Annotated in this window: 19 protein-coding genes; 2 read left to right on the top strand and 17 right to left on the bottom strand. The window is 71.7% G+C overall.

Annotated features, from left to right (window positions below; genetic code table 11):
* Positions 1–87 precede the first annotated feature (87 nt).
* Positions 88–1,896 (bottom strand): sensor histidine kinase, encoded by a 1,809-nt coding sequence (locus CP975_RS31270; RefSeq protein ID WP_055529261.1) that lies wholly within the window; start codon positions 1,894–1,896, stop codon positions 88–90.
* A 416-nt stretch (positions 1,897–2,312) separates the two neighbouring features.
* Positions 2,313–3,542 carry an MBL fold metallo-hydrolase gene (locus tag CP975_RS31265; RefSeq protein ID WP_055529263.1) on the bottom strand — a complete coding sequence of 410 codons (1,230 nt, stop codon included), beginning with the start codon at positions 3,540–3,542 and terminating at the stop codon, positions 2,313–2,315.
* 102 nt (positions 3,543–3,644) lie between these two features.
* Here CP975_RS31265 and CP975_RS31260 point away from each other — a divergent pair, with 102 nt between their 5' ends.
* Positions 3,645–4,259: a TetR/AcrR family transcriptional regulator gene (locus CP975_RS31260; protein ID WP_246201691.1), complete on the top strand. Its 615-nt coding sequence runs from the start codon at positions 3,645–3,647 to the stop codon at positions 4,257–4,259.
* Positions 4,260–4,281: 22 nt separating this feature from the next.
* On the opposite strand, the gene CP975_RS31255 is transcribed toward CP975_RS31260, so the two are convergent.
* Positions 4,282–5,088: an SGNH/GDSL hydrolase family protein gene (locus CP975_RS31255; RefSeq protein ID WP_106976990.1), complete on the bottom strand. Its 807-nt coding sequence runs from the start codon at positions 5,086–5,088 to the stop codon at positions 4,282–4,284.
* Between the two features lie 270 nt (positions 5,089–5,358).
* Between CP975_RS31255 and CP975_RS31250 the strand changes: the two genes are divergently transcribed.
* Complete coding sequence (locus tag CP975_RS31250; RefSeq protein WP_055529267.1) at positions 5,359–6,156, top strand: tyrosine-protein phosphatase; 798 nt, start codon at positions 5,359–5,361, stop codon at positions 6,154–6,156.
* Between the two features lie 30 nt (positions 6,157–6,186).
* Here CP975_RS31250 and CP975_RS31245 read toward each other — a convergent pair whose 3' ends face one another.
* The 14 genes from CP975_RS31245 to CP975_RS31180 form a co-directional block, all read right to left on the bottom strand.
* On the bottom strand, positions 6,187–6,303 hold the full coding sequence (locus CP975_RS31245) for a DUF6126 family protein (protein WP_037896943.1): 117 nt from the start codon (positions 6,301–6,303) through the stop codon (positions 6,187–6,189).
* 53 nt (positions 6,304–6,356) lie between these two features.
* Entirely contained in the window at positions 6,357–6,992 is a 636-nt protein-coding gene (locus CP975_RS31240; protein ID WP_055529269.1) for a helix-turn-helix domain-containing protein, read from the bottom strand.
* A 78-nt stretch (positions 6,993–7,070) separates the two neighbouring features.
* On the bottom strand, positions 7,071–8,456 hold the full coding sequence (locus CP975_RS31235) for an aspartate aminotransferase family protein (protein WP_055529271.1): 1,386 nt from the start codon (positions 8,454–8,456) through the stop codon (positions 7,071–7,073).
* Positions 8,453–10,378, bottom strand: coding sequence for a 1-deoxy-D-xylulose-5-phosphate synthase (dxs, locus tag CP975_RS31230; protein WP_055529273.1), 1,926 nt, complete (start codon positions 10,376–10,378; stop codon positions 8,453–8,455). The genes CP975_RS31235 and dxs overlap by 4 nt, the downstream gene beginning before the upstream one ends.
* Before the next feature lie 26 nt (positions 10,379–10,404).
* The gene (hpnH, locus tag CP975_RS31225) at positions 10,405–11,427 is read right to left on the bottom strand and encodes an adenosyl-hopene transferase HpnH (protein WP_055529275.1); all 1,023 of its coding nucleotides are present in this window, start codon (positions 11,425–11,427) and stop codon (positions 10,405–10,407) included.
* 5 nt (positions 11,428–11,432) lie between these two features.
* On the bottom strand, positions 11,433–12,086 hold the full coding sequence (locus tag CP975_RS31220) for a phosphorylase family protein (RefSeq protein WP_055529277.1): 654 nt from the start codon (positions 12,084–12,086) through the stop codon (positions 11,433–11,435).
* Positions 12,086–14,089: a squalene--hopene cyclase gene (gene shc, locus CP975_RS31215; RefSeq protein WP_055529279.1), complete on the bottom strand. Its 2,004-nt coding sequence runs from the start codon at positions 14,087–14,089 to the stop codon at positions 12,086–12,088. Before shc ends, CP975_RS31220 begins: the two co-directional genes overlap by 1 nt.
* 101 nt (positions 14,090–14,190) lie before the next feature.
* Entirely contained in the window at positions 14,191–15,321 is a 1,131-nt protein-coding gene (locus tag CP975_RS31210; protein WP_150477598.1) for a polyprenyl synthetase family protein, read from the bottom strand.
* On the bottom strand, positions 15,318–16,727 hold the full coding sequence (gene hpnE / locus CP975_RS31205) for a hydroxysqualene dehydroxylase HpnE (protein WP_055529339.1): 1,410 nt from the start codon (positions 16,725–16,727) through the stop codon (positions 15,318–15,320). The genes CP975_RS31210 and hpnE overlap by 4 nt, the downstream gene beginning before the upstream one ends.
* Positions 16,728–16,851: 124 nt before the next feature.
* The gene (gene hpnD, locus CP975_RS31200) at positions 16,852–17,802 is read right to left on the bottom strand and encodes a presqualene diphosphate synthase HpnD (RefSeq protein WP_055529283.1); all 951 of its coding nucleotides are present in this window, start codon (positions 17,800–17,802) and stop codon (positions 16,852–16,854) included.
* Positions 17,799–18,701, bottom strand: a complete 903-nt coding sequence (gene hpnC / locus CP975_RS31195; protein WP_055529285.1) for a squalene synthase HpnC — start codon at positions 18,699–18,701, stop codon at positions 17,799–17,801. The genes hpnD and hpnC overlap by 4 nt, the downstream gene beginning before the upstream one ends.
* 347 nt (positions 18,702–19,048) lie before the next feature.
* Entirely contained in the window at positions 19,049–19,861 is an 813-nt protein-coding gene (locus CP975_RS31190; RefSeq protein WP_425474293.1) for an ABC transporter ATP-binding protein, read from the bottom strand.
* Entirely contained in the window at positions 19,854–20,792 is a 939-nt protein-coding gene (locus CP975_RS31185) for an ABC transporter permease (RefSeq protein ID WP_055529287.1), read from the bottom strand. Before CP975_RS31185 ends, CP975_RS31190 begins: the two co-directional genes overlap by 8 nt.
* Positions 20,793–20,887: 95 nt before the next feature.
* Entirely contained in the window at positions 20,888–21,760 is an 873-nt protein-coding gene (locus CP975_RS31180; RefSeq protein WP_055529341.1) for a glycosyltransferase family 2 protein, read from the bottom strand.
* Between the last annotated feature and the right edge of the window lie 15 nt (positions 21,761–21,775).

The following is a 21,775-nucleotide window of genomic DNA, read 5'->3' as shown; positions in this document are numbered from 1 at the left end:
TGAGGTACGACGGTACGAAGGTCTGCGGGTGCGGGTGCGGGTGCGGGTGCGGAGGGGACGGTGCGTGGTCGGGCGTCATGGTGCTGGTCAGCCGCCTTGTTCGCTCCCGCCCCGGGGGAGGCCGCCGTCCTGAGGGGTGGGGTCGCGCGCGTCCTGCGCCTGGGCCAGGCCGATGCCGCGCTGGAACGCGGCCATGAGGCCCGGGTCGTGCCCGACGGGGTTCTCGTTGTCGGGGCGCGGTGCCGGGGAGTCCCGCAGCTGGGGTGCGATGTGTTCCTGTGCGCGCCGTTTGGGGAGGCGGGGCCTTTCGACCCGGCCGCGTACGGTGCCCGCCAGGGGCGTCAGCGGCGCGGCGGCGTGCTCGGCCGCGGCCTGCCGGTCCTCCGGGCGGATGCCGGGGACGGCGTCGGCGGGCGTGGGCCGGTCCTGGCGGGTGCCGCGCACCGGCAGGGGGGCGGGCGCGGTGCCGTTCGCGGCGCGGGCGGGCGCGGTGCCGTCCGGGCGGGTCGCCTCGTCGGACCGCGGCTGGAACGGCACGGGCACCGGTTCCCGGCGGGCTTCCGGCTGAGGGGCGGCGGCCTGCGGGGGCCCGGGAGCTTCCTGGCGGCCGCCCTCTTGTACGTGATCGGAGGCGCCCCGCGATGCCACCTCGGCCGCCGGGCGCAGCCGTGTCGCGGGCTCCTCCTGCCGCTCGGCGCCCAACAGCTCCTGCGGCAGGATCAGTACGGCCTGTACGCCGCCGTAGATGTTGGTCTGCAACCGGACCGCGACGCCGTGCCTGCGGGCGAGGGCGGAGACCACGAAGAGGCCGATCCGCCCGTCCTGGAGGAGGCTCGCGACGTTCACCTGGTCGGGGTCGGCGAGCAGGCGGTTCATCCTGTTCTGCTCGGTGAGCGGCATGCCGAGGCCCCGGTCCTCGACCTCGACGGCGAGCCCCGCGGTCACGAGGTCGGCGCGCAGCAGGACCTGCGTGTGCGGTGCGGAGAAGACCGTGGCGTTCTCCACCAGTTCGGCGAGCAGGTGGATGACGTCGGCCACGGCGTGGCCGCGCAGGGTGCCCTCGATGGGCGGCACCAGTTTGACGCGGGAGTACTGCTCGACCTCGGCGATGGCCGAGCGCATCACCTCGGTCATCGAGACGGGGTTGCTCCACTGGCGGCGCGAGACGGCGCCGCCGAGCACGGCGAGGTTCTCGGCGTGTCTGCGGATTCGGGTCGCCAGGTGGTCGACGTGGAAGAGGCCCTTGAGCAGTTCGGGGTCCTCGACGTCGTTCTCCAACTCGTCGAGCAGGGAGATCTCGCGGTGTACCAGCGACTGAAGGCGCCGGGCGAGGTTGACGAAGACCTCGACCTTCTGTTCGCTGCCCGCCTGGCTGGAGAGCTGGGCGGCCTGTACGACGGCGGCGACGGCGGCGTCCTGGGCGCGGGTCATCTCGTCGGCGAGCTGGTCGAACTCGTCGCCGCCCGGCCGGGCCCGGGGCGGCGCGCCGCGCGCGGGCGGCTGGTCGCCGCGGCGCAACTGCTCGACGGCCTCCCGCAGTTCGGCCTGGCCGCGCGCGGTGGCGCGGCGCAGGGTGCCGACCCGGTCGCGTACGGCCCTGGCGGCGCGGTCGGCCGCGACGGCGGCGATCACGATGCCCGCGAGGGCGACCAGCGCCGCGGCGGCGAGTACGGCGAGGAGGGCGGGCCCGGGGCGCGCGCCGGTCGACCGCAGCGTGAACAGCACGGCCGCGCAGGCGCTCAGACCGACGGCGACGGCGGGCAGCACGGCGATGCGCAGGAGCTGCGGCCGTATGGGGGTCTCGGGCAGGGCCGTGGCGGACCGGCTGCCGGGCCTGCCGTGCCGTCCGCCCTCACGGCGGTCTGCACGGGCGGCCGGTGCGCGTAGGTGAGACATCTGCGTCCTCGGTACGTTGCGACGGGGCTCCAGCGGGCGGCCCGACTCCTCTTCTGCGACGTCGTTCCGGCGTGGTTCCGACGGAGTTCCGGCATCGCCGCGCCGGCCGGCAGGTCGCGAGGGCATGCCCGCGCCGTGATCCCTGCGTCGCCCGACGAACACTCACGGTAGTCGGCAACGCATCATGTGCGGTGGGCAGTTGACAAAGTCTGCGGGGGTGCGTCCCGCTCTGGTATGACACCTCGCACGGGGGTCCGATTCTGCTCGCACGCGGGTTCGTGGGATCACTCGTACGCAGGTTCGCAAGGCAACTCGTACGTGGGTACGCACGCGGGTTCGCAACGCACAGGTGGGCGCCCCGGCCGGAGACGGCCGGGGCGCTGGTGCTGCTCGGTGAGGCTGGTGCCGGACGCGGGCTAGGCGACGGGCGCCGTCTCCGGGTCCCCGCTGTCCGCGGCCGTGGCCCGCGGCTCGTCCACGGCCTCCGCGGGCCAGCCGCCGTCCGGCACGACCGCGACGCCGCGCCACCAGGGGGCGGCCGGTACGTTCCGCGCCCCCGGTTCGAAGGGCTCGCCGGGGCAGGGCAGCGCGATGTCGGCGCCCGCGCCGCGCGCCGCGGCGAGCGTGCCCTCGCCGGGCTCCGACCACGGGTGCGGGGCGAGGTTGAACGTACCCCAGTGGATCGGCAGCATCAGCCCCTGCGGTCGGCCGCCCTGGAGGTCCAGGTGGGCCCGCATGCCCTCCTCGGGCGTCATGTGGATGTCCGGCCAGAACTCGGAGTAGGCGCCGATCTGGACCATCGTGACGTCGAACGGGCCGTGCTCGGCGCCGATGTCCCGGAATCCCGGGAAGTACCCCGTGTCCCCGCTGTGGTAGACGCGGTGCTCGGGCCCCGCGACCACCCAGGAGGCCCACAACGTGTGCTGCGGGTTGCGCAGGCCGCGGCCGCAGAAGTGCCGCGCGGGCGTCGCCGTCAGGGTCAGCCCCGCCACCTGCGCCGACTCGTGCCAGTCCAGCTCGCGGAGCCGGTCCACGGGCACGCCCCAGCGCTCCAGGTGGGCGCCGACGCCGAGCGGCACCGCGAACACGGTGCCCGTACCGGCCAGCGCCTTGATCGTCGGCATGTCCAGATGGTCGTAGTGATCGTGCGAGATGACCACGGCGTCGACCGGGCCGAGGGCCTTCAGGGGCACCGGCACGGGGTGCAGCCGCTTGGGCCCCGCGAAGGAGTACGGCGAACACCGCTCGCCCCACACCGGGTCGAAGAGCACGCGCCGCCCGTCGATCTCGGCGAGGACGCTGGAGTGCCCCATCCAGGTGATCCGCAGGCCGCCGGCCGGCGGCTTGGCGAGGTCCGCGAGGGTCGTGGCGTGCACCGGGATCGTGCCGGCGGGGCCGCGGCGTACGCGCTGCTCCTTGCGGAAGTAGATCTTCGCGAACTCCAGCGTGGACCCCGAGGGCCTGGCCCGCGCCCCTACGGGGTTCTGGAAGGCGCCGTCGGCCACGGAGAAGTTCGGCGACCTGCGGATCCGCGCCAGCCGCGCGCCGGCCGGGTCCGCGCCGAAGGCGGGGGACCGCAGCGTGCGGAGCCCGGGGATCAGGGACCGGGACACGGGACCTCCTGAAAAGGTGGATAGGCCTCCCATTATGTCCACCGCCCGCGATGCCACATTCCAGGAAGCGGAGTGCGCAGGCCGGAACGTCACGTGGTTCGGGCGGCGCGGGCGGGCCTCGGTAGGGTGCACGGCGTGACAGGGGTGCGGTTGAGCGTGGCGGAGCGGCGGGCGGAGATGCTCGCCGCCACCGTCGAACAGATCGAGAGGCGGGGCGTGGCCGCCGTACGGATCGCCGATGTCGCGGCGGCCCTCGGAGTGAGCAACGCGCTGGTGCTCTACCACTTCTCGTCCAAGGAGAAGCTGCTCGCCGCGGCCTTCGAACACGCCGCCCGGCGCGATCTGACCCGGCTGCGCAAGCTGCTGGGCCGCCGCACCTCGGCCCTGCGCCGGTTGCGCGCGGCCGTGCGCTGGTACGCGCCGACCGGCCAGGCCAAGGGCTGGCGGCTGTGGATAGAGGGCTGGTCCGCCTCCCTGCGGGAGCCGACGCTGCGCGCGGTGACGCAGGACCTCGACCAGCAGTGGAAGGCCGCGCTCGCCGAGGTCGTCGCGGAGGGCTGCGCCGCGGGCGAGTTCCACTGCCCGGACCCCATGGGCGCGGCCCAGCGCCTCACCGCGCTCCTCGATGGACTCGCCGTCCAGATGACGGCGTACGAGGGTGCCGTGCCCCGCGCTCGGGCCCGCGACTGGGTGGACGAGGCCCTGGCCCGCGAACTGGGCCTGAGGCGCGAGGACCTGTCCGCCTCGTAACGCCGCCCGCTCCGGCGGAGCGCTAGAGCGGCAGCAAGTCCGGCCGCTTGGCCTCCACATGGTCGCCCGAGCTCTCACCCCGGATGCGCCGGCCGATCCACGGCACCAGGTACTCCCGCGCCCAGAGGATGTCGTCGCGCCGCAGGTCCAGCGTGCCGCGCGGCGGCAGCGGCGGCCACGCCTGGTCGGGGTCGGCGGGCACCTCCAGGCCGAGGACCTGGGCGGCACGCAGCGCCACCCGGGTGTGGCCCTCGGCGGAGAGGTGCAGCCGGTCGCCGTCCCAGGCGCGGCGGTCCTGGACGGTCTTGAGGGACCACAGGTCGAGCACCGGGCAGCCATAGCGGTCGGCGACCGCGCGGACATGCATGTTGTACGTGGCGATCTTGCCGCGCAGATGCTTGAGGACCGCTACGCCCCGGGTGTCGAACCCGGTGGTCACCATGACCGTGCCGACCGCCGACGAGAGGTCGGCGACGGCCCGCTCGAAGCGCTCGGCCAGCTCGTCCGGGTCGGTGCCCGGACGGATGATGTCGTTGCCGCCCGCGCAGAACGTCACGAGGTCGGGGGCCAGCTCCTTGGCGCGCGGCACCTGGTCCGCGACGATCTGGTCGAGGAGCTTGCCGCGCACGGCGAGGTTGGCGTACCGGAAGGTGTGCTCGGGTACCCGGTCGTCCAGCAGGACGGCGAGACGATCGGCCCATCCGACGAACGTGCCGCCGGGCCCCGGGTCACCGACGCCTTCGGTGAAGCTGTCGCCGACCGCTGCGTAGGAGTTGAATACGCCGTTGTTGATGGGGTGATTGATGAAGGTTGTCGACTCTGCGCTCACGGATCCACATCCTTCACCTCTCAAGTGACCTACGCCACCGTAGGGAGGGGTTGACGGGGCGTGAGATAAGCCACCGGTCAAGATTCACCCAAACCCGGAATAAGCCCCGTCCCGCACTCCGGCCTGCTCTCCCGGGGGCAAGTCCGCGCAACCGTACCGGCCCCGGCGCCACGTGCGCGAAGGGGCGATCACCCGGGGAACCCGTGTCGTATCGTCGAACGCGCATCCACCGGCGCACCGCGCCGGCCCGCAGAGCCCCGAGGAGAGCCCGTGACGCAGCAGGTCCCGTCCACAGAGCCTGAGCTTGCCGGAGTGCGCAACTTCCGTGACGTGGGCGGGCTGCCGACCGTGGACGGCCGCCGCATCCGTCCCGGCAGGCTCTTCCGCAGCGGCCACCTGGCGCACGCCACCGCGGCCGACACGGCGTTCCTCTCCTCGCTGGGCCTGCACACGATCTTCGACTTCCGCAACGCCGCCGACCAGCGCCTCGAAGGCCCGGACGTGGAGCTGCCCGGCGTGCGCAACGTGAACCTGCCGCTGACCGACCCGGCCGACGGCGCCGAGTTCTGGAAGATGGTCCGCGACGGCGATCTCGACCAACTGCGCGCCATCCTGTCCGACGGCAAGGCCGCGGACCGGATGTCGTCCTCTTACCGCACGATCATCAAGGAGCGCACGGCCGAGCACAGCCGGGTGCTGCACGCCCTCGCCGAGGACAGCGTGCCCGCGCTGATGCACTGCGCGGCGGGCAAGGACCGCGCCGGTCTTTCGATAGCGGTCACGCTGCTGGCCGTCGGCGTCGAGCGTGACGCCGTCGAGGCGGACTACCTCGAGTCGAACGCGGCACACCGCCGCTACAAGGTGCACCGCACCAGCGACTCCCCGAACGCGATGTCTCCCGAGGTCATGGAGCTGCTCAACCCCCTCTTCGACGCCCGCGCCGAGTATCTGGCGGCGGCGTTCGAGACGATCGAGCAGACCTGGGGCGACCCGGACACCTATCTTTCGGAGGGCCTCAAGGTGACGCCCGAGACCCGTGAGCGGCTGCGCGAGCGGCTCCTCGACTGAGGCGGCTCCCCTCCGTATGAGGCGGGTCCGCTACTTGTTCTGTGCGCCCAGTTCGAACAGCAGGTAGATGAAGGCGGCGAAGAGGTGGCCGACCGCCACATAGATGATCAGCCGGACCCAGAGAGCGCGCGGGAACTTCTCCTCCATCGTGTTCTCGGCGGGCCGCTCCGGTCGTACCGGTCCCTGCGGGTCGGATTCCGTCATGTCGGTTCTCCCTGGGTGGGGCCGCCGAGGCACAGCGCGGTGGCGGGGCTCTGTAGCAACGTATGGACGAAGAGGAGATCGGCGCCGCCCCGGTCGGCGGCCGCGATCCGGTGCGGGGTCAGCGAGTCGAAGTGCGCGCTGTCCCCCGGCGAGAGCGTATGCGCGGCGTCCCCGAGCCGCAGCCGCAGCCGCCCGCCAAGGACGTACAGCCACTCCTCGCCGGGATGCACGCGCACGATGTCGCCCTGCGCGCCGTACGGGACGTGTACGCGCAGGGCCTGCATGCCGCGGCCGGGGGCGCCCGCCTGCCAGTAGGTCCAGCCACCGGCCCGGGTCGGCTCCATGTCCGCGGCCCTGACGACCGCGTCCCGGCCGGCGACCGTCTCTCCGAGCAGCTCGGAGACCGTCGTACCGTAGACGCGTGCGAGCGCGAGCAGCATCGGCAGCGAGGGCTGGCGCTGCCCGGTCTCCAGGCGGGACAGGTGGGCGGGCGAGAGTCCGGCGGTACGGGCGGCGGCCTCCAGCGTGAGGGACGCGCGGCGGCGCAGCTCACGCAGCTGCGGCGCGACGGCGGGCAGCGCTTCGGCCGCCTCGGGCGGCCCGGTCGGCTCGGCGGGCTCGGCGGGGCTCATACGCCGATTCAGCCAGAGCCTTGCCTCTCGGGCAACTTTCTTGCCCGAGAGGCAAAATCCATACCTGGACGCGTCGGCTCAGCGGCCCGCGACCGCCTGCTTCACCAGCGTCCTGCCGAAGTCCCACATCAGCCCGCCACCGCTGTGCGCCTCGTCCATGACGGCGGTGAACGCCTCGACGAAGCGGTCCACCTCCCGCTCCCCCACGGTGAGCGGCGGGATCAGCTTGATGACTTCCAGGTGGTCGCCGGAGACCTGGGTGAGGATGCGGTGCTTTTGCAGCAGCGGTACGACGACCATCTGCGCGAAGAGGCCCTTGCGGGCGGCCTGGAGCATCGACCAACGCCCGCGCAGCTTAAGCGACTTGGGGCGGCCGAACTCGATGCCGACCATGAGGCCCCGGCCGCGTACCTCGCTCAGCAGCTCGTAGCGGTCGACGAGGGCGGCGAGCCGGGACCTGAGCAGCTCGCCCGTGACCCGCGCGTTGTCGACGACCTTCTCGTCCTCCATCACCGACAGCACGGCGAGGCCCGCCGCCATGGCCTGCGCGTTGGAGCCGAAGCTCGCCGAGTGGACGAGCACCCGGTCCATCGACGAGTAGACCTTCTTGAAGATCCAGTCCTTGCCGAGGGTGGCGCCGACCGGCACATAGCCGCCCGACAGCGCCTTCGCGACACAGACCAGGTCCGGTTCGACGCCCTCCTCGTGCTGATAGGCGTAGAAGTCACCGGTCCTGCCGAGGCCCGTCTGCACCTCGTCGGCGATCAGCAGCGCCTTGTGCCGGTGCAGCAACTCCTGGGCGGCACGCAGGTATCCGGGCGGTGTCGCGTGCACGCCCTTGCCCTGGATGGGCTCGACGATCAGCGCGGCGACGTCGCCGTGCTTCAACTCCGCGCGCAGCGCGTCCAGATCGCCCAGCGGCACGGCCGTGTCGGGCAGCAGCGGTGCGAAGCCGTCCCGGAAGCCGCTCTCGCCGTTGACGGACAGCGACCCGGTGGTCAGCCCGTGGAAGGCGTGGGCGCAGTACAGCACGCGCGGCCTGCCCGTCGCGTACCGGGCGAATTTCAGCGCGGTCTCGACGGCTTCCGTGCCGCTGTTACCGAAGAAGACGCGGTCCAAGTGCGGGCTGTGGCGGAGCAGTTGCTCGGCCAGCAGCCCCGGCAGCGGCTGGCAGTCGAAGCGGGTGAGGTCGGCGAGCGAGGCGTCCAGGACGTCGTGCAGCGCCTTGCGTACGACGGGGTGGTGCCGACCGAGGCCCATCACCCCGAAGCCCGCGAGCATGTCGAGGTATTCGTTGCCCTCGGCGTCCCAGAAGTACGCGCCCTCGGCACGCTCGTAGACCTTGTCGAAGCCGATGGTGTGCAGCATGCGCGGCAGCTGGTGATTGAGGTGCCGGGCGTGCAGGTCGTACCGCTCGGCGCCCCGCTCGGCGAGCAGCCTGCCGAGGTCGAACTCCTTTGTCATGCGCTGTACTCCTTGCCTGGACCCTGCGCCCCCGCACCCTGCTCCCCCACGCTCTCCTGCACTGCCGGCGTGGAGCTGATCCGTCCCGCGATCTCGACCGGCGTGAGTCCGAGATCGGCGAGGACTTCACTGCGCTTGGCGTGCGGGAGGAACTGCTCGGGAATCCCGAACCGCCGTACCGGTACGTCCACTTCGGCGTCCCCGAGGGCGAGCGCGACGGCGGAACCGACCCCGGCGGAGCGGCTGTTGTCCTCGACGACGGCGACGAGGCGGTGCCGGGCCGCGAGACCGGGCAGCTCCTCGTCGACGGGCTTGACCCAGCGGGGGTCGACGACGGTGCAGCGCAGACCGCGCGCCTGGAGCAGCTCGGCGGCCTGGAGACAGACCGGTGCCATCACCCCGACCGCGACGAGCAGCACGTCGGGCTCGGTGTCCTGGAGCAGGACGTCCATACCGCCGACGCGGCCCACCGCGGGGATCGCGGGCCCCACCGACTCCTTGGGGAAGCGGATGAGCGTCGGCGCGTCGTCCACGGCGACCGCCTCCCGCAACTGCGCCCGCAGCTGGTCGGCGTCGCGCGGCGCGGCGATCCGCAGGCCGGGCACCACCTGGAGGATCGACAGATCCCACATGCCGTTGTGCGAGGCTCCGTCCACACCGGTGACCCCGGCGCGGTCCAGGACGAACGTCACCCCGCAGCGGTGCAGCGCGACATCCATCAGGAGCTGGTCGAAGGCGCGGTTGAGGAAGGTGGCGTACACGGACACGACCGGGTGGAGGCCGCCGGTGGCGAGCCCTGCGGCCGAGACCGCGGCGTGCTGCTCGGCGATGCCGACATCCCACACGCGGTCCGGGTAGGCGTCGGCGAACTTCTTCAGCCCGACCGGCCCCAGCATGGCGGCGGTGATGGCGACGACGTCCTCGCGCTCGGCGCCGACGCGGACCATCTCGTCGCCGAACACCGAGGTCCAGGAGGGGCCGCCCGCGACCGCGAGGGGTTCGCAGGTGAGCGGGTCCATGACGCCGACCGTGTGGAAGCGGTCGGCCTCGTCCGCGAGCGCGGGCTCGTAACCGCGGCCCTTCTCGGTCAGGCAGTGGATCAGGACAGGCCCGTGGAAGCGCTTCGCGCGCCGCAGGGCCGACTCGACGGCGCCGATATCGTGCCCGTCGATCGGTCCCACGTACTTGAGCCCCAGGTCCTCGAACATGCCCTGCGGCGCGAAGGCGTCCTTGAACCCCTTCTTGGCGCCGTGCAAGGACTCGTAGAGGGTCCGTCCGACGACAGGTGTGCGCTGGAGTATGTCCTTGCCCCAGGCGAGCACCCGTTCGTAACTGTCGGTGGTCCGCAGCGTGGCGAGGTGGTCGGCGAGGCCGCCGATGGTCGGGGCGTAGGACCGCTCGTTGTCGTTGACGACGATGATCAGCGGCCGGTCCTTCGCGGCTGCGATGTTGTTCAGCGCCTCCCACGCCATGCCACCGGTGAGCGCGCCGTCCCCGATGACGGCGACCACATGCCCTCGCCCGCCGAGCACCTGGCGCGCCTTGGCGAGGCCGTCCGCCCAGCCGAGCGCGGTCGAGGCGTGGCTGTTCTCGACGATGTCGTGCTCGGACTCCGCGCGCGAGGGGTAGCCCGAGAGGCCGCCCTTGCCGCGCAGCTTGGAGAAGTCCTGACGTCCGGTCAGCAACTTGTGTACGTAGCTCTGGTGCCCGGTGTCCCACACGATGCGGTCCACGGGCGAGGCGAAGACCCGGTGGAGGGCGATGGAGAGTTCCACCACCCCCAGGTTGGGCCCGAGGTGACCACCCGTTCTGGCGACCGCGTGCACCAGGAACTCCCGGATCTCCTCGGACAGTTCGTCGAGCTCGGCGCCGGTCAGCGCCGTCAGGTCGCGCGGCCCCCGGATGGTGTCGAGAATGGTCATGCTCGGGCCCCCTCTCTGATTGGCCGTCAGCCGCGGCTTCCCGTGGCCGTCTCGCGGGCGGCGCGGATGGACTCCTTGAGGGAGCCCATGGTGGCGAGGACGGCGGTCGGCTCGTAGCCGCAGTGCGCCATGCAGTTGGCGCAGCGCGGGTCCTTGCCGCGGCCGTACTTGTCCCAGTCGGTCTCCTCGATGAGCTCCCGGTAGGTCGGGACGTAGCCGTCGCTCATGAGGTAGCAGGGGCGCTGCCAGCCGAAGAGCGAGTAGTTCGGGATCGCCCACGCGGTGCACGGGAAGTCCGCCTTGCCCTCCAGGAAGTCCAGGAAGAGCGGGGAGTGGTTCAGCCGCCAGCGCCGCCGGTTGCCGCCCGCGAAGGCCTTCTTGAACAGCTCACGGGTCTGCTCGACGCCCAGGAAGTGCTCCTGGTCGGGCGCCTTCTCGTAGGCGTAGGCGGGCGAGAGCATCATCTCGTCGACGTGCAGCTCGTCATTGAGGAAGTTCAGCACCTCGATGATGGTCTGCGGGGTGTCGGTGTTGAAGAACGTCGAATTGGTGGTGACACGGAACCCGCACCGCTTGGCCTCCTTGATGGCCGCCACCGCCTCGTCGAACACTCCCTCCTTGGCGACGGACTCGTCGTGCCGCTCCCGCATCCCGTCGATGTGCACGGCGAACGCGAAGTACGGCGAGGGGGTGAACTTCTCCAGCTTCTTGCGCAGCAGCATGGCGTTGGTGCAGAGGAAGACGTACTTCTTCTTTGCCACCAACTGCCGCACGATCTCGTCGATCTGAGGGTGCATCAGAGGCTCGCCACCGGCGATGGACACCATCGGCGCCCCGGACTCCAGGACGGCGCCCACGGCCTGGGCCACCGGCATGCGCTGCTTGAGCACACCGGCGGGGTGCTGGATCTTCCCGCACCCCTCGCATTTGAGATTGCAGGCGAAGAGGGGTTCCAACTCGACGATCAGCGGGAACTTGTCGCGCTTGCGGAGCTTCTGTTCAAAGAGATACGTAGCGACCTTGACGGTCTGGCGCAGCGGCATGGCCATCTGGCTCACCTCCAGGGGAGCAAAGAAGAACGGTGCCATTCGAAAAATGCGGGGAGCACGGCACGAAGGACGCGGAACGCTGATATTCCACCGCGCACCGTGCCGATGCGGACCAGTTCATGCTGCGGGGCGTCCACGACCACCCGGACGGCCGCAACGGGCCGCCGTCCCGCGCGTACCGCGCCTCGCAGGGTGGCGGCGGATTCCATGTCGACGGCGATCGCGCCGGTGGCGAGCAGGGCGCCGCGCTCGGGGCCCCGGACGACGTGGTCGGAGCCGGTGAGCGGGCCGGTGTGCACGGTGCGGCCGGGCAGGGCCCGCGCCAGCTCCTCGACCAGCAGCCCCGCCCCGTCGCACGGCGTGCTGCCGTGCGCGTCCCTGGTCTCCTCGGCGACGACCAGGTCGCCGGGGTGCATACCGGGGGCGAGGCCCGCGCAGAAACCGGTGGCGAGGACGGCCGCGGCCCGCAGCGGCTCGGTACCGAGCGCCCCGCCGATGGCGCGCTCGGCGTTCTCGGGGCCCATGCCGGTGCGCAGCACGGTCATGTGTCCCGGGGCTCCGCCGCGATCGCCGGTGCGCAGGGCGAGGCGCTCGATGCCGAGCGCGCAGGCGATCAGCAGCGGTGCGGCGCCGGGCCGCCGGTCCGGGGCCTCGTCCATCAGCCCCCCTTGGGCACGCGGCCGGGGCCGTCGGCGAACGGCTCGCCGTTGACGTACCTGCCGAGCGCGGTGAGCGGGAACACCTGGCGGTAGAGGTGGTAGTTGATGGAGAAGTCCCAGGGGAAGCCGGTGCCGGTGAAGTACGGCTCGTCCCAGGAGCCGTCCGCGCGCTGCGTCCGGGCGAGCCAGGTCACGGCCCGCTCCACGGACGTGGCATCGCGCTCCCCCGCCGAGAGCAGGGCGAGCAGCGCCCACGCGGTCTGCGAGGCGGTCGAGGTGCCGCGTCCGGCCCAGCCCCGGTCACGGTAGGAGCGCAGGTCCTCGCCCCAGCCGCCGTCGTCGTTCTGCACCGACTCCAGCCAGCTCACGGCGCGGCGGATCGCGGGATGCGAGGCGGGCAGCCCTGCCGTGATCAGCGCGGGCACCACCGACCCTGTGCCGTATACGTAGTTGACTCCCCAGCGTCCGAACCAGGCGCCGGTCGGCTCCTGTTCGGCGAGCAGCCACGCGATGCCGCGCCGGGTGCGCGGATCGTGGGACCTGCCCTCGACGGCGAGCATCTCCACGACGTGGGCGGTGACGTCGGCGGACGGCGGGTCGATGACCTCGCCGAAGTCGCAGAACGGCAGCCGGTTGGGGAAGGGGCTGGTGTTGTCGACGTCGAAGGCGGCCCAGGCGCCGTTCTTCGACTGCATCCCGAGGGTCCAGCGCACCCCGCGCTCGATGGCGTTGTCCACCCGCTCCTTGTCCGGGTGCGCGACCCGGCGCAGCGCGAGGGCGACCTCGGCGGTGTCGTCGATGTCGGGGTAGTTGTCGTTGTGGAACTCGAACGCCCAGCCGCCCGGGGTCAGTTCGGGCCTGCGCACCGACCAGTCGCCGGGCCGTACGACCTGCTCGCCCAGCATCCAGTCCGCGGCCTTGACCAGCTGCGGGTGGTCGGCGGGCAGTCCGGCGTCGGCGAGCGCGATGGTCGCGAGGCACGTGTCCCACACGGGCGACTGGCAGGCCTCGATCATCCGGGCCCCGTCCTCGCGCCACACCGCGAACCGGTCGAGCGAGGCGAGCCCGGCCTTGAGGACGGGGTGCTCCAGGTCGTAGCCGAGCAGGTGCAGCGCGATGATCGAGTAGACCGCGGGCGGCTGGATCCCGCCCCAGCAGCCGTCGTTCTCCTGCCGCTCGATGATCCAGCGGGCGGCGCTGTTCATCGCGGCCTCGCGCAGCCGCCGCGGCGCGACCTTGTGGTAGACGTGCAGCGCCTTGTCGAGCCGTTGGAAGACACCGTCCCAACTGGCCACGGATGCCAGTGGTGTGGCCGGTCTCGGGTCGCTCGCATCGATGTGCAGCTCGTCCAGCGCGAAGGGCGCGGGGCGCACGGGCCGCTTGGCCGAGACGATCGTCAGCGGCACTATGGTCTGCCGGGCCCAGCAGCCGAAGTCGTAGATGTTGAGCGGGACCCACGAGGGGAAGTAGATGAGTTCCGGTGGGAGTTCGGGCAGGTCGTCCCACTTCCACCAGCCGAACAGGGCGAGCCAGATGCGGGTGAAGACCCGGCTCGCGGCGATACCGCCCTGGCCCCGGATCCAGGCGGAGGCCCTCGCCATGTGCGCGTCCTCGGGCCGGTCGCCTGCCAGGCGCAGCGCGACGTACGCCTCGATGGTGGTGGAGAGTTCGCCGGGTCCGCCGTAGAAGGTGGCCCAGGTGCCGTCCTCGCGCTGTTCGCCGCGGATGAAGAGCGCTGCGGCGCGTGTGGTGTGCTCGTCCCTGATGCCGAGGAACTGCCGCAGGAGGAGGTCCTCGGCGTCCATCGTCACATTGGTCTCGAGGTCGCCCTTCCACCAACCCTGGGCGTCCTGCCGGGAGAGCAGGAATTCGGTCGAGCGCTGTAGGGCGCGCGCGGCGGCGTCCCGTGCGCCCGCCGGCGCGGCGGTCGTGTCGATGGGCTGGCTGGCCGAGGCCGCGCGGGGCGTCACCGCTCCGGTGCTTCCGTCGGTCGTCGCTGTCATGGCTTCCCCTTCGTGCAGTCGGTTCCTCTGCTCTGGGTCCGCCGTCGGCCGACGCGCTGGGCGCCGGCCGGCGACTGCGAGTCATATCTGGCCGATAGTGATCATCTCTTTCGTACGACGACGAAGTCGGCGAGCGCGACGAGCTGCGCCCGCACGCGGTCCGGCATCTGGACGGTGTCCAGCGCCTCGATGGCGATGGTGTGCTGGCGCCTGGCCTCCTCGGCGGTCCACTCGCGCCCTCCGGCCTCTTCGATCAGGGCGGCGCGCGCGGCGAACTCCTCCTCGGAGAAGCTGTCGAAGTCACTGCTCTTGGCGTCGGCGGCGAGCAGGTCGCCGAGGCGCTCGGAGGCGGGTCCGCCCGCGGCGAGCGCGGCGACGACGGGCAGGGACTTCTTGCGCTGACGCAGATCGCTCCACGTCTGCTTTCCGGTGGCGTCCGGGTCGCCCCAGATGCCGAGCAGGTCGTCCACGGCCTGGAAGGCGAGGCCGAGGTGGTAGCCGTACTTCTCCAGGATGTCGGCGGTGCGGTCGTCGGCGCCGCCGAGGACGGCGCCGATGGAGACGGCGCAGGCGAGCAGGGCGCCGGTCTTGTTGCCCTCCATCTCCAGGCACTCCTCGACGGTGACCCGCTCGCGGTGTTCGTAGGAGATGTCCTGTGCCTGGCCGTCGATGAGGGCGCGCGTGGCGGTGGTGAGGCGGCGCGTGGCGCGGCCCGCCTCGACGGTGCCGATCTCCAGGAGGATCTCGTTGGCGAGCGCGAAGAGGGCGTCGCCGACGAGGATGGCCTGCGCGGGGCCGTGCACCTTCCACACGGTGTCGCGGTGGCGGCGCTGTTCGTCGCCGTCCATCAGATCGTCGTGCAGCAGCGAGAAGTTGTGTACGAGCTCGACGGCGACCGCGCCGGGGACGCCGACCTCGGGTGCGGCGCCGGCGGCCTCGGCGGAGAGCAGGGCGAGCGCGGGGCGCACGGCCTTGCCGCCGTCGCCGTCGGACGGGTTGCCCGCGGCGTCGATCCACCCGAAGTGGTAGGCGGCGACGGTGTCCATGGGCGGCGCGAGGCGGTCCACCGCGGCCCGCAGCACCGGGGTGGCCAGCGTCCTTCCGCGCTCGAGCAGTGAGGTCACGTCCACCGTGTCGGCAGCCGTTTCGGCCGAGGGCACAGTCGGCACAGTTTCTCCTCTTGTTCCGGTGCTGGTTCTCTGGGGACCTGACCCCAGGATGTCGAGCTTCACGCCGCCGCCTCCTCGAATGCGAAGAGGTGATCACGCGGTCGGTCGAGTGCGGAGAGCGCGGCCTCGGCCGCGCTGATGCCGCTGCGCACGGCGCTCTCCATGGTCGCGGGCCAGCCGGTGGCGGTCCACGCGCCCGCGAGGTAGAGGCCGCGGGCCTTGGTGCGGGCGCCGGGCCTGAGCCTGCCGACGCCGGGGATGGGGGCGAAGGTCGCCGTGCGCTCGCGGGTGACGAAGAAGTCCCGTACCTCCGCGCCGTGCGCGGCGGGCAGCAGCCGCTCCAGCTCGGGCAGATAGCGCTCGCGCAGCGCGGCGACCGGCGCGTCGATCTCGTCCTGCGCGGCGGACTGCGAGAGCGCGAGGTACTGCCCCTCGGCGAGGCCGGACGCCTCGGTCCGGTCGAAGACCCACTGCACGGGCGTGCCGAGGGCGGCGAAGAACGGCCGCTTCAGCACCTTCCTGTCGTACACCACGTGGACGTTGAGGATCGGCGCGTTGTCGATGTCCAGGAGCCGGTCGGGCTGGTCGAGCGCGCCGTCGGGGAGCAGGTCATGCGCCTCGTGCTGCGGCACGGCGAGCACCACGGTGTCGGCCTCGATGGCCTCGCCGGGCACCTCGACCCGCCAACCTCCTTCGTCCGTACGGGAGATGGAGGTGACGCGCGCCCTCAGTTCGGTACGGACCCCCGCGGCGTCGAGCGCCTTGCGGGCCAGCGTGTCGTGCAGATCCCCGAGGGGCACCCGGGACCAGCCGATGTCCGCGGCGCCCGGGTCCGAGAGCAGCCCGGTCTTGAACACCATCGCGGCGAGCCCGAGCGAGGCGTCACCCGCGACGGCGTTGAGCGTGGCGACGCCCACGAGGTCCCACAGGGCCTCGATGGCGCGCGGCGTCTGACCGTGCCTGGCCAGCCAGCTGCCGAAGTCCTGGCCGTCGAGCACGGGATCGGCGGGGTCGAGCCCCTTGAGGGCGAGTGCCGCGCGCCCCACGTTGGCGCGCTCGGCGAGCGAGAGGTGCGGATACGTGGCGAGGCTCGCCGCCAGATGGAGCGGCACGGGCAGCGCGGCGCGCCGCAGCCGTCCGAGGCGGTTGCGGTCGGCGTCGAGGACGGGCACGTCGAGACGTTCCTGCAAGGGGGCGAGGTGCGCGCCCTCGACGCGGTCGAGGAACCACCGGTAGGCGGTGCAGCAGCGGAGGTAGACGTGCTGGCCGTTGTCGACGGTCAGTTCGCCGCGCCGGAAGGAGAACGCGAGCCCGCCGAGCCGCGGCCGCCCCTCCAGGAGCGTCACGCGCAGTCCCGCGTCGGCCAGCGAGAGGGCGGCGGTGATGCCGGCGAGTCCGCCGCCGATCACTACGGCGGCCGCCCCACCAGGGCGGCCCTCGGCATCCGCGGTCAGCCCTTCGGGCCGCATGTCCTCGCTCTTCATGCACCCTCCCTTTCGGCTGTCGCAGTCTGGGACGCGACCTTGGAGCGGAGGGTTGCCCACCGCTTGGCGGGTGCCGCGCCGGCCGCCGCCCGGTTCCCCCGAACGCGCATCACACGCGCCTCCTGACGGTCTGGCGCGAGACGGTCCGCGCGTCGAACCCGGACAGTCCGCGCACGGCGACGTACGCCTTCTCGTGGCCCGGCAGCGAGACGCGCCCGCGCAGGACGGCCTCCGGCTCCCGCTCGATGCGGTCGAGGAGGCGGCGGTAGATGCCGGCCATGGCCGCGACGCAGGCGCCGCTGCGCCGGTCCAGCATGGGCAGCAGGCGGTAGCCCTCGGCGAACAGGGCGCGGGCGCGGCGCACCTCGAAGTGGACGAGGCCCGCGAAGTCGGATCCGGCAGGCGGTGTGGGGCCCGAGAACCCGGCGGAGCAGCCGAACTTGGCGAGGTCCTCGGCGGGCAGATAGGTGCGCCCGCCGACGGCGTCCTCGCGAACGTCCCGCAGAATGTTGGTCAGTTGGAGTGCGAGGCCGAGCGTGTCGGCATACTCCGGCGCGCGCTCCGCGTGGAGCGCCCCCCGTTCCGTACCGAACACACCGAGCGAGAGCCGCCCGATGGCCCCGGCGACACAGCGGCAGTAGCCCTTGAGGTCCTCCCAGGTCTCGTACGTCTCACCGCGTACGTCCATCAGGACGCCGTCGATGAGCTCGTCGAGGCCCTCCATGGGGATGGGGAAGTGGGCGGCGGCGTGCGCGAGGGCGACCGCCACCGGGTCGGTGTCGTCCTCCGCGACCTCCCCCTCGCGGATCCGGGCGAGGAGCTGCCGGGTCTCGTCGAGCCGGTCCGCCTTGACGTCCGGCGCGAGCGCGCCGTCGCCGATGTCGTCCACGCGCCGCGACAGGGCGTAGAGCGCCGACATGGCGCGCCGCTTCGGCGTCGGCAGCAGCCTGATGCCGTACGCGAAGTTGCGCGCCTGCTGTCCGGTGACGGTCTCGCAGTAGCTGTACGCGGCGAGCACCGGCGCGGACATCTGCGGATCTGACTCCACGGTCCGGCTCACCCCTCTCCTCGCAGAACCGCCCCCGCCTCGCGCAACAGGCGGGGCTTGGTGGGCTTGGGTGGACCGGGCAGTACGTCGTATCCGGCGGCGACGATGGCGTGGGCCGCCGCCTTTCCCCCCGCCACGAACCCGGCGAGCAGCAGCTTCAGCCTGCCGTGGACGCTACCCACCAGGGGGGTGCCTTCATTCAGGAGGCAGCGGGCGCGTTCTGTTTCGTATGCGACCAGTGCGCGCACCGACGCGCCCGCGGTGGGCGCGGCCAGGTCGGCCTCGCTGACGTGGAAGCGGGACATGTCCTCGATCGGCAGGTAGATGCGGTCGCGCCGCAGGTCCTCGGCGACGTCCTGGAGGTGCTCGACGATCTGGAGGCCGGTGCAGACGGCGTCGGACAGGCGCAGACGTTCGGGGGTGGCGGTGCCGGTGATGGCGAGGACGAGGCGGCCGATGGGGTTGGCCGAGAGCGCGCAGTACGCCACGAGGTCGTCGAAGGTGTCGTAGCGCGTGACGTGCTGGTCCTGGCGGTTGGCCGCGATCAGGTCGAGGAAGGGGGTGATCGTCACGGCCCCGCGGTCGGCCGTGGGCCGCAGCGCCCGCACCAGCGGGTGACCGGGGGCGCCGCCGTCGAAGAGCTTGCCGAGGTCGGCCTCGACGGCGTCGAGCAGCCGCGGCGGGTCGGCGGGGGCGTCGGCGGGGTCGAGGCCGAGATAGCGGGCGTGCCCGGCTTCGGGTGCGAGGTCGCCGTCGCCGATGTCGTCGATGAGCCGTACGACGCCGTAGACGGCCATGAGGTCGTCACGCCAGGCCCGGGGCAGGAAGAAGGGGGCCACGGGGAAGTTCTCGGCCGCGGCCTTGTCGAGGACGGCGGATGCATCGCGGAGCCGGAGATCATCCGTAGCCATTGCCGTCACATCTCCCGTTCTACACTGCTGACCCAATACATCCTATTTCGGACACGCCGCCCAGCCCTGTCCGAGGTGGACCGTGGCCCGGCCGGGGTACCGCGCCATATCGCCCCACTTGCCGCGAATCAGCACCGGTACAGCTTACGTTGTACAACCCCTCACGCCTCGTCGGGGTGTTCGGCACATCACAACAACACACCGATTGGCGTCAACCCTCCCTGTGCGCGAGGGAGTTGGGAGACCGGTGGGGCGCGGCGGGCCCGGACGGACAGCAGGGCCCCACCGGGAAGATCCCCGGCGGGGCCCTGTCGTCGAACGGGCGGGTCCGCGATGGCGCAAACGGACTACTTGCCCGTGAACTTCTCGTACTCCTTGATGACCTCGTCGGTCGGCCCGTCCATGCGCAGCTCGCCGCGCTCCAGCCACAGCACGCGGTCGCAGGTGTCGCGGATGGACTTGTTGTTGTGGCTGACGAGGAAGACCGTGCCGGCCTCCTTGCGCAGCTCGCGGATGCGGGCCTCGGAGCGCTTTTGGAACTTGCGGTCGCCGGTGGCCAGGGCCTCGTCGATCATCAGGACATCGTGGTCCTTGGCGGCCGCGATGGAGAACCGCAGGCGGGCCGCCATGCCGGAGGAGTAGGTGCGCATCGGCAGGGTGATGAAGTCACCCTTCTCGTTGATGCCGGAGAAGTCGACGATCTCCTGGTAGCGCTCCCTGACCTGCTCTCGGGACATGCCCATCGCGAGCCCGCCGAGGATGACGTTGCGCTCACCCGTCAGGTCGTTCATCAGGGCCGCGTTGACGCCGAGCAGCGAGGGCTGGCCGTCGGTGTAGACCTTGCCCTTCTCGGCGGGGAGCAGGCCCGCGATGGCACGCAGCAGGGTGGACTTGCCCGAGCCGTTCGAACCGATGAGGCCGATGGCCTCGCCCCGGTAGGCGGTGAAGCTGACACCGCGCACGGCGTGCACCTTGCGCACGCCGCGCTCCTCGCCGCGCCGGAGGATGCGGCTCAGCGCGGAGGTGGCGCTGCCCTTGCCCGTCTTCGCGCCGTTGACGCGGTAGACGATGTGCAGCTCGTCGGCGATGACGGTGGGGATGTGCGCCTTGGAGGCGTCACCGGCCTTGCCGGCCTTGTCGAGACTCGTTTCGTCAGCCACGGCCGTACCGCTCCTCAGCCTTCCAGAAGTACACGAAGCCGCCGACGGCGAGCAGAACGGCCCAGCCGCCCGCGACCGCCCAGACGTGCGGCGGCAGGTTCTCGGAGCCGTAGCCGTCGATGAGCGCGAAACGCATCAGGTCCATGTAGATGGCGGCCGGGTTCCACTGGAGGACGTCCGCGATCCAGGCGGGGTGGTCGTCAAGCATGACCGGGATGGAGAACATCACGCCGGACGCGTACATCCACGTACGCATCACGAACGGCATCAGCTGCGCGAGGTCGGGGGTCTTGCTGCCCAGCCTTGCCATGATCATCGCGAGGCCGGTGTTGAAGAGGAACTGGAGGATCAGCACCGGGACGATCAGCAGCCACGACAGCCTGGGATAGCTGCCGAAGCCGATCGTGATGACGAACAGCACGATCATCGAGAACAGCAGTTGCTGGAGCTGCTGGAGCGAGAACGAGACCGGCAGGGAGGCGCGCGGGAAGTGCAGCGCGCGCACCAGGCCGAGGTTGCCCGAGATCGACCGGACGCCCGCCATCACCGAACTCTGCGTGAAGGTGAAGACGAAGACGCCCGTGACCAGGAACGGAATGTAGACCTCACGCTCGAAGCCCCGGTCGGCCTCCAGGATCAGGCCGAAGATCAGGAAGTAGACGAGCGCGTTCAGGAGCGGTGTCGCGACCTGCCACAGCTGGCCGAGCTTCGCCTGGCTGTACTGCGCGGTCAGCTTCGCCTGGGAGAAGGCGAGGATGAAGTGGCGCCGTCCCCAGAGCTGGCGGACGTACTCGAAAAGTCCGGGCCGTGCGCCGCTGACGGTCAGACCGTACTTGGCGGCGAGTTCGGCGCGGGAGAGCCCGTCATCGGGCGGCGGTGTCGACGGGGATGCTGTCACCGCGACTCCGCCGTCATGCGTTGTCTCACTCACGAGTGGAAACTTTCGTCTTCAGATGCGCAGCCGGTCGGGCGTAGGCGTGGGCCAGGGACCGGGGTATGGCCCAGATGCTCTCAGATCCGAGCTTGTCAGATGACAGGAGGGCGGCCCAGCCGCGTCAGCCGCCACACCGTACGCCACTTCATGGGCGTGCGCGGTCCGCACGGCGTGGTCCAGCCCTCCTTGAAGCCGCCGAACCAGGCCTTCAGGGCCGGAGCCGAGGGGCGCCGGGCGAGGGTGAGGAGCATCCAGACGCCGAGGTAGACCGGGACGAGGAGCGCGGGGAGGTTGCGGCGGGCGAGCCAGACGCGGTTGCGGGCCACCATGCGGTGGTAGACCGCGTGCCGGGAGGGGGCGGTCGTCGGGTGCAGGAGCACCATGTCGGACCGGTAGTCGATCATCCAGCCGGCGTTCAGCGCGCGCCAGGCGAGGTCGGTCTCCTCGTGGGCGTAGAAGAACTCGCCGGGCAGAGGGCCGACCTCGGCGATGACCTTCGTACGGACGGCGTTGGCGCCGCCGAGGAAGGTGGTCACGCGCGAGGAGCGCATCGGGTCGGAGGCCCGCAGCCGCGGCACGTGGCGCCGCTGGGTCTCGCCCGTCTCCGGGTCGGCGATGCGGAAGCTGATGATGCCGAGTTCCGGGTCGGCGGCGAAGGCGTCGCGGCACAGCTGGGCCGTGTCGGTGTTGGCCAGCAGGCCGTCGTCGTCGAGGAAGAGCAGGATGTCGACGTCGGTGCCGCCGGGGCCGAAGGCCTCGATGCCGACGTTGCGGCCACCGGGGATCCCGAGGTTCTCGGGCAGTTCGATCGTGCGTACGCCGTCGGGGACGTCCGGCACGGGGGCGCCGTTGCCGACCACGACCACCTCGACCGGGTCGCCGTCCTGCTTGGCGACCGAGTCGAGGAGGGCGCGCAGCTCCTGCGGCCGGTTGCCCATCGTGATGATGACGGCGCCGACGCTCAGCTTCTGTGCCGGGGT

The sequence above is a fragment of the Streptomyces alboniger genome, assembly GCF_008704395.1.
GTDB lineage: Bacteria > Actinomycetota > Actinomycetes > Streptomycetales > Streptomycetaceae > Streptomyces > Streptomyces alboniger.
Note: the sequence above shows the minus strand (reverse complement) of the source record. Positions and strands in the feature narration are given on the sequence as shown.

Excerpts from the sequence above, each read along its gene's own strand:
- CP975_RS31270 (WP_055529261.1), bottom strand. The coding sequence starts at position 1,896 with ATGTCTCACCTACGCGCACCGGCCGCCCGTGCAGACCGCCGTGAGGGC.
- CP975_RS31265 (WP_055529263.1), bottom strand. The coding sequence starts at position 3,542 with ATGGGAGGCCTATCCACCTTTTCAGGAGGTCCCGTGTCCCGGTCCCTG.
- CP975_RS31245 (WP_037896943.1), bottom strand. The coding sequence starts at position 6,303 with ATGGAGGAGAAGTTCCCGCGCGCTCTCTGGGTCCGGCTGATCATCTAT.
- CP975_RS31240 (WP_055529269.1), bottom strand. The coding sequence starts at position 6,992 with ATGAGCCCCGCCGAGCCCGCCGAGCCGACCGGGCCGCCCGAGGCGGCC.
- CP975_RS31235 (WP_055529271.1), bottom strand. The coding sequence starts at position 8,456 with ATGACAAAGGAGTTCGACCTCGGCAGGCTGCTCGCCGAGCGGGGCGCC.
- dxs (WP_055529273.1), bottom strand. The coding sequence starts at position 10,378 with ATGACCATTCTCGACACCATCCGGGGGCCGCGCGACCTGACGGCGCTG.
- hpnH (WP_055529275.1), bottom strand. The coding sequence starts at position 11,427 with ATGGCCATGCCGCTGCGCCAGACCGTCAAGGTCGCTACGTATCTCTTT.
- CP975_RS31220 (WP_055529277.1), bottom strand. The coding sequence starts at position 12,086 with ATGGACGAGGCCCCGGACCGGCGGCCCGGCGCCGCACCGCTGCTGATC.
- shc (WP_055529279.1), bottom strand. The coding sequence starts at position 14,089 with ATGACAGCGACGACCGACGGAAGCACCGGAGCGGTGACGCCCCGCGCG.
- hpnE (WP_055529339.1), bottom strand. The coding sequence starts at position 16,727 with ATGCGGCCCGAAGGGCTGACCGCGGATGCCGAGGGCCGCCCTGGTGGG.
- hpnC (WP_055529285.1), bottom strand. The coding sequence starts at position 18,701 with ATGGCTACGGATGATCTCCGGCTCCGCGATGCATCCGCCGTCCTCGAC.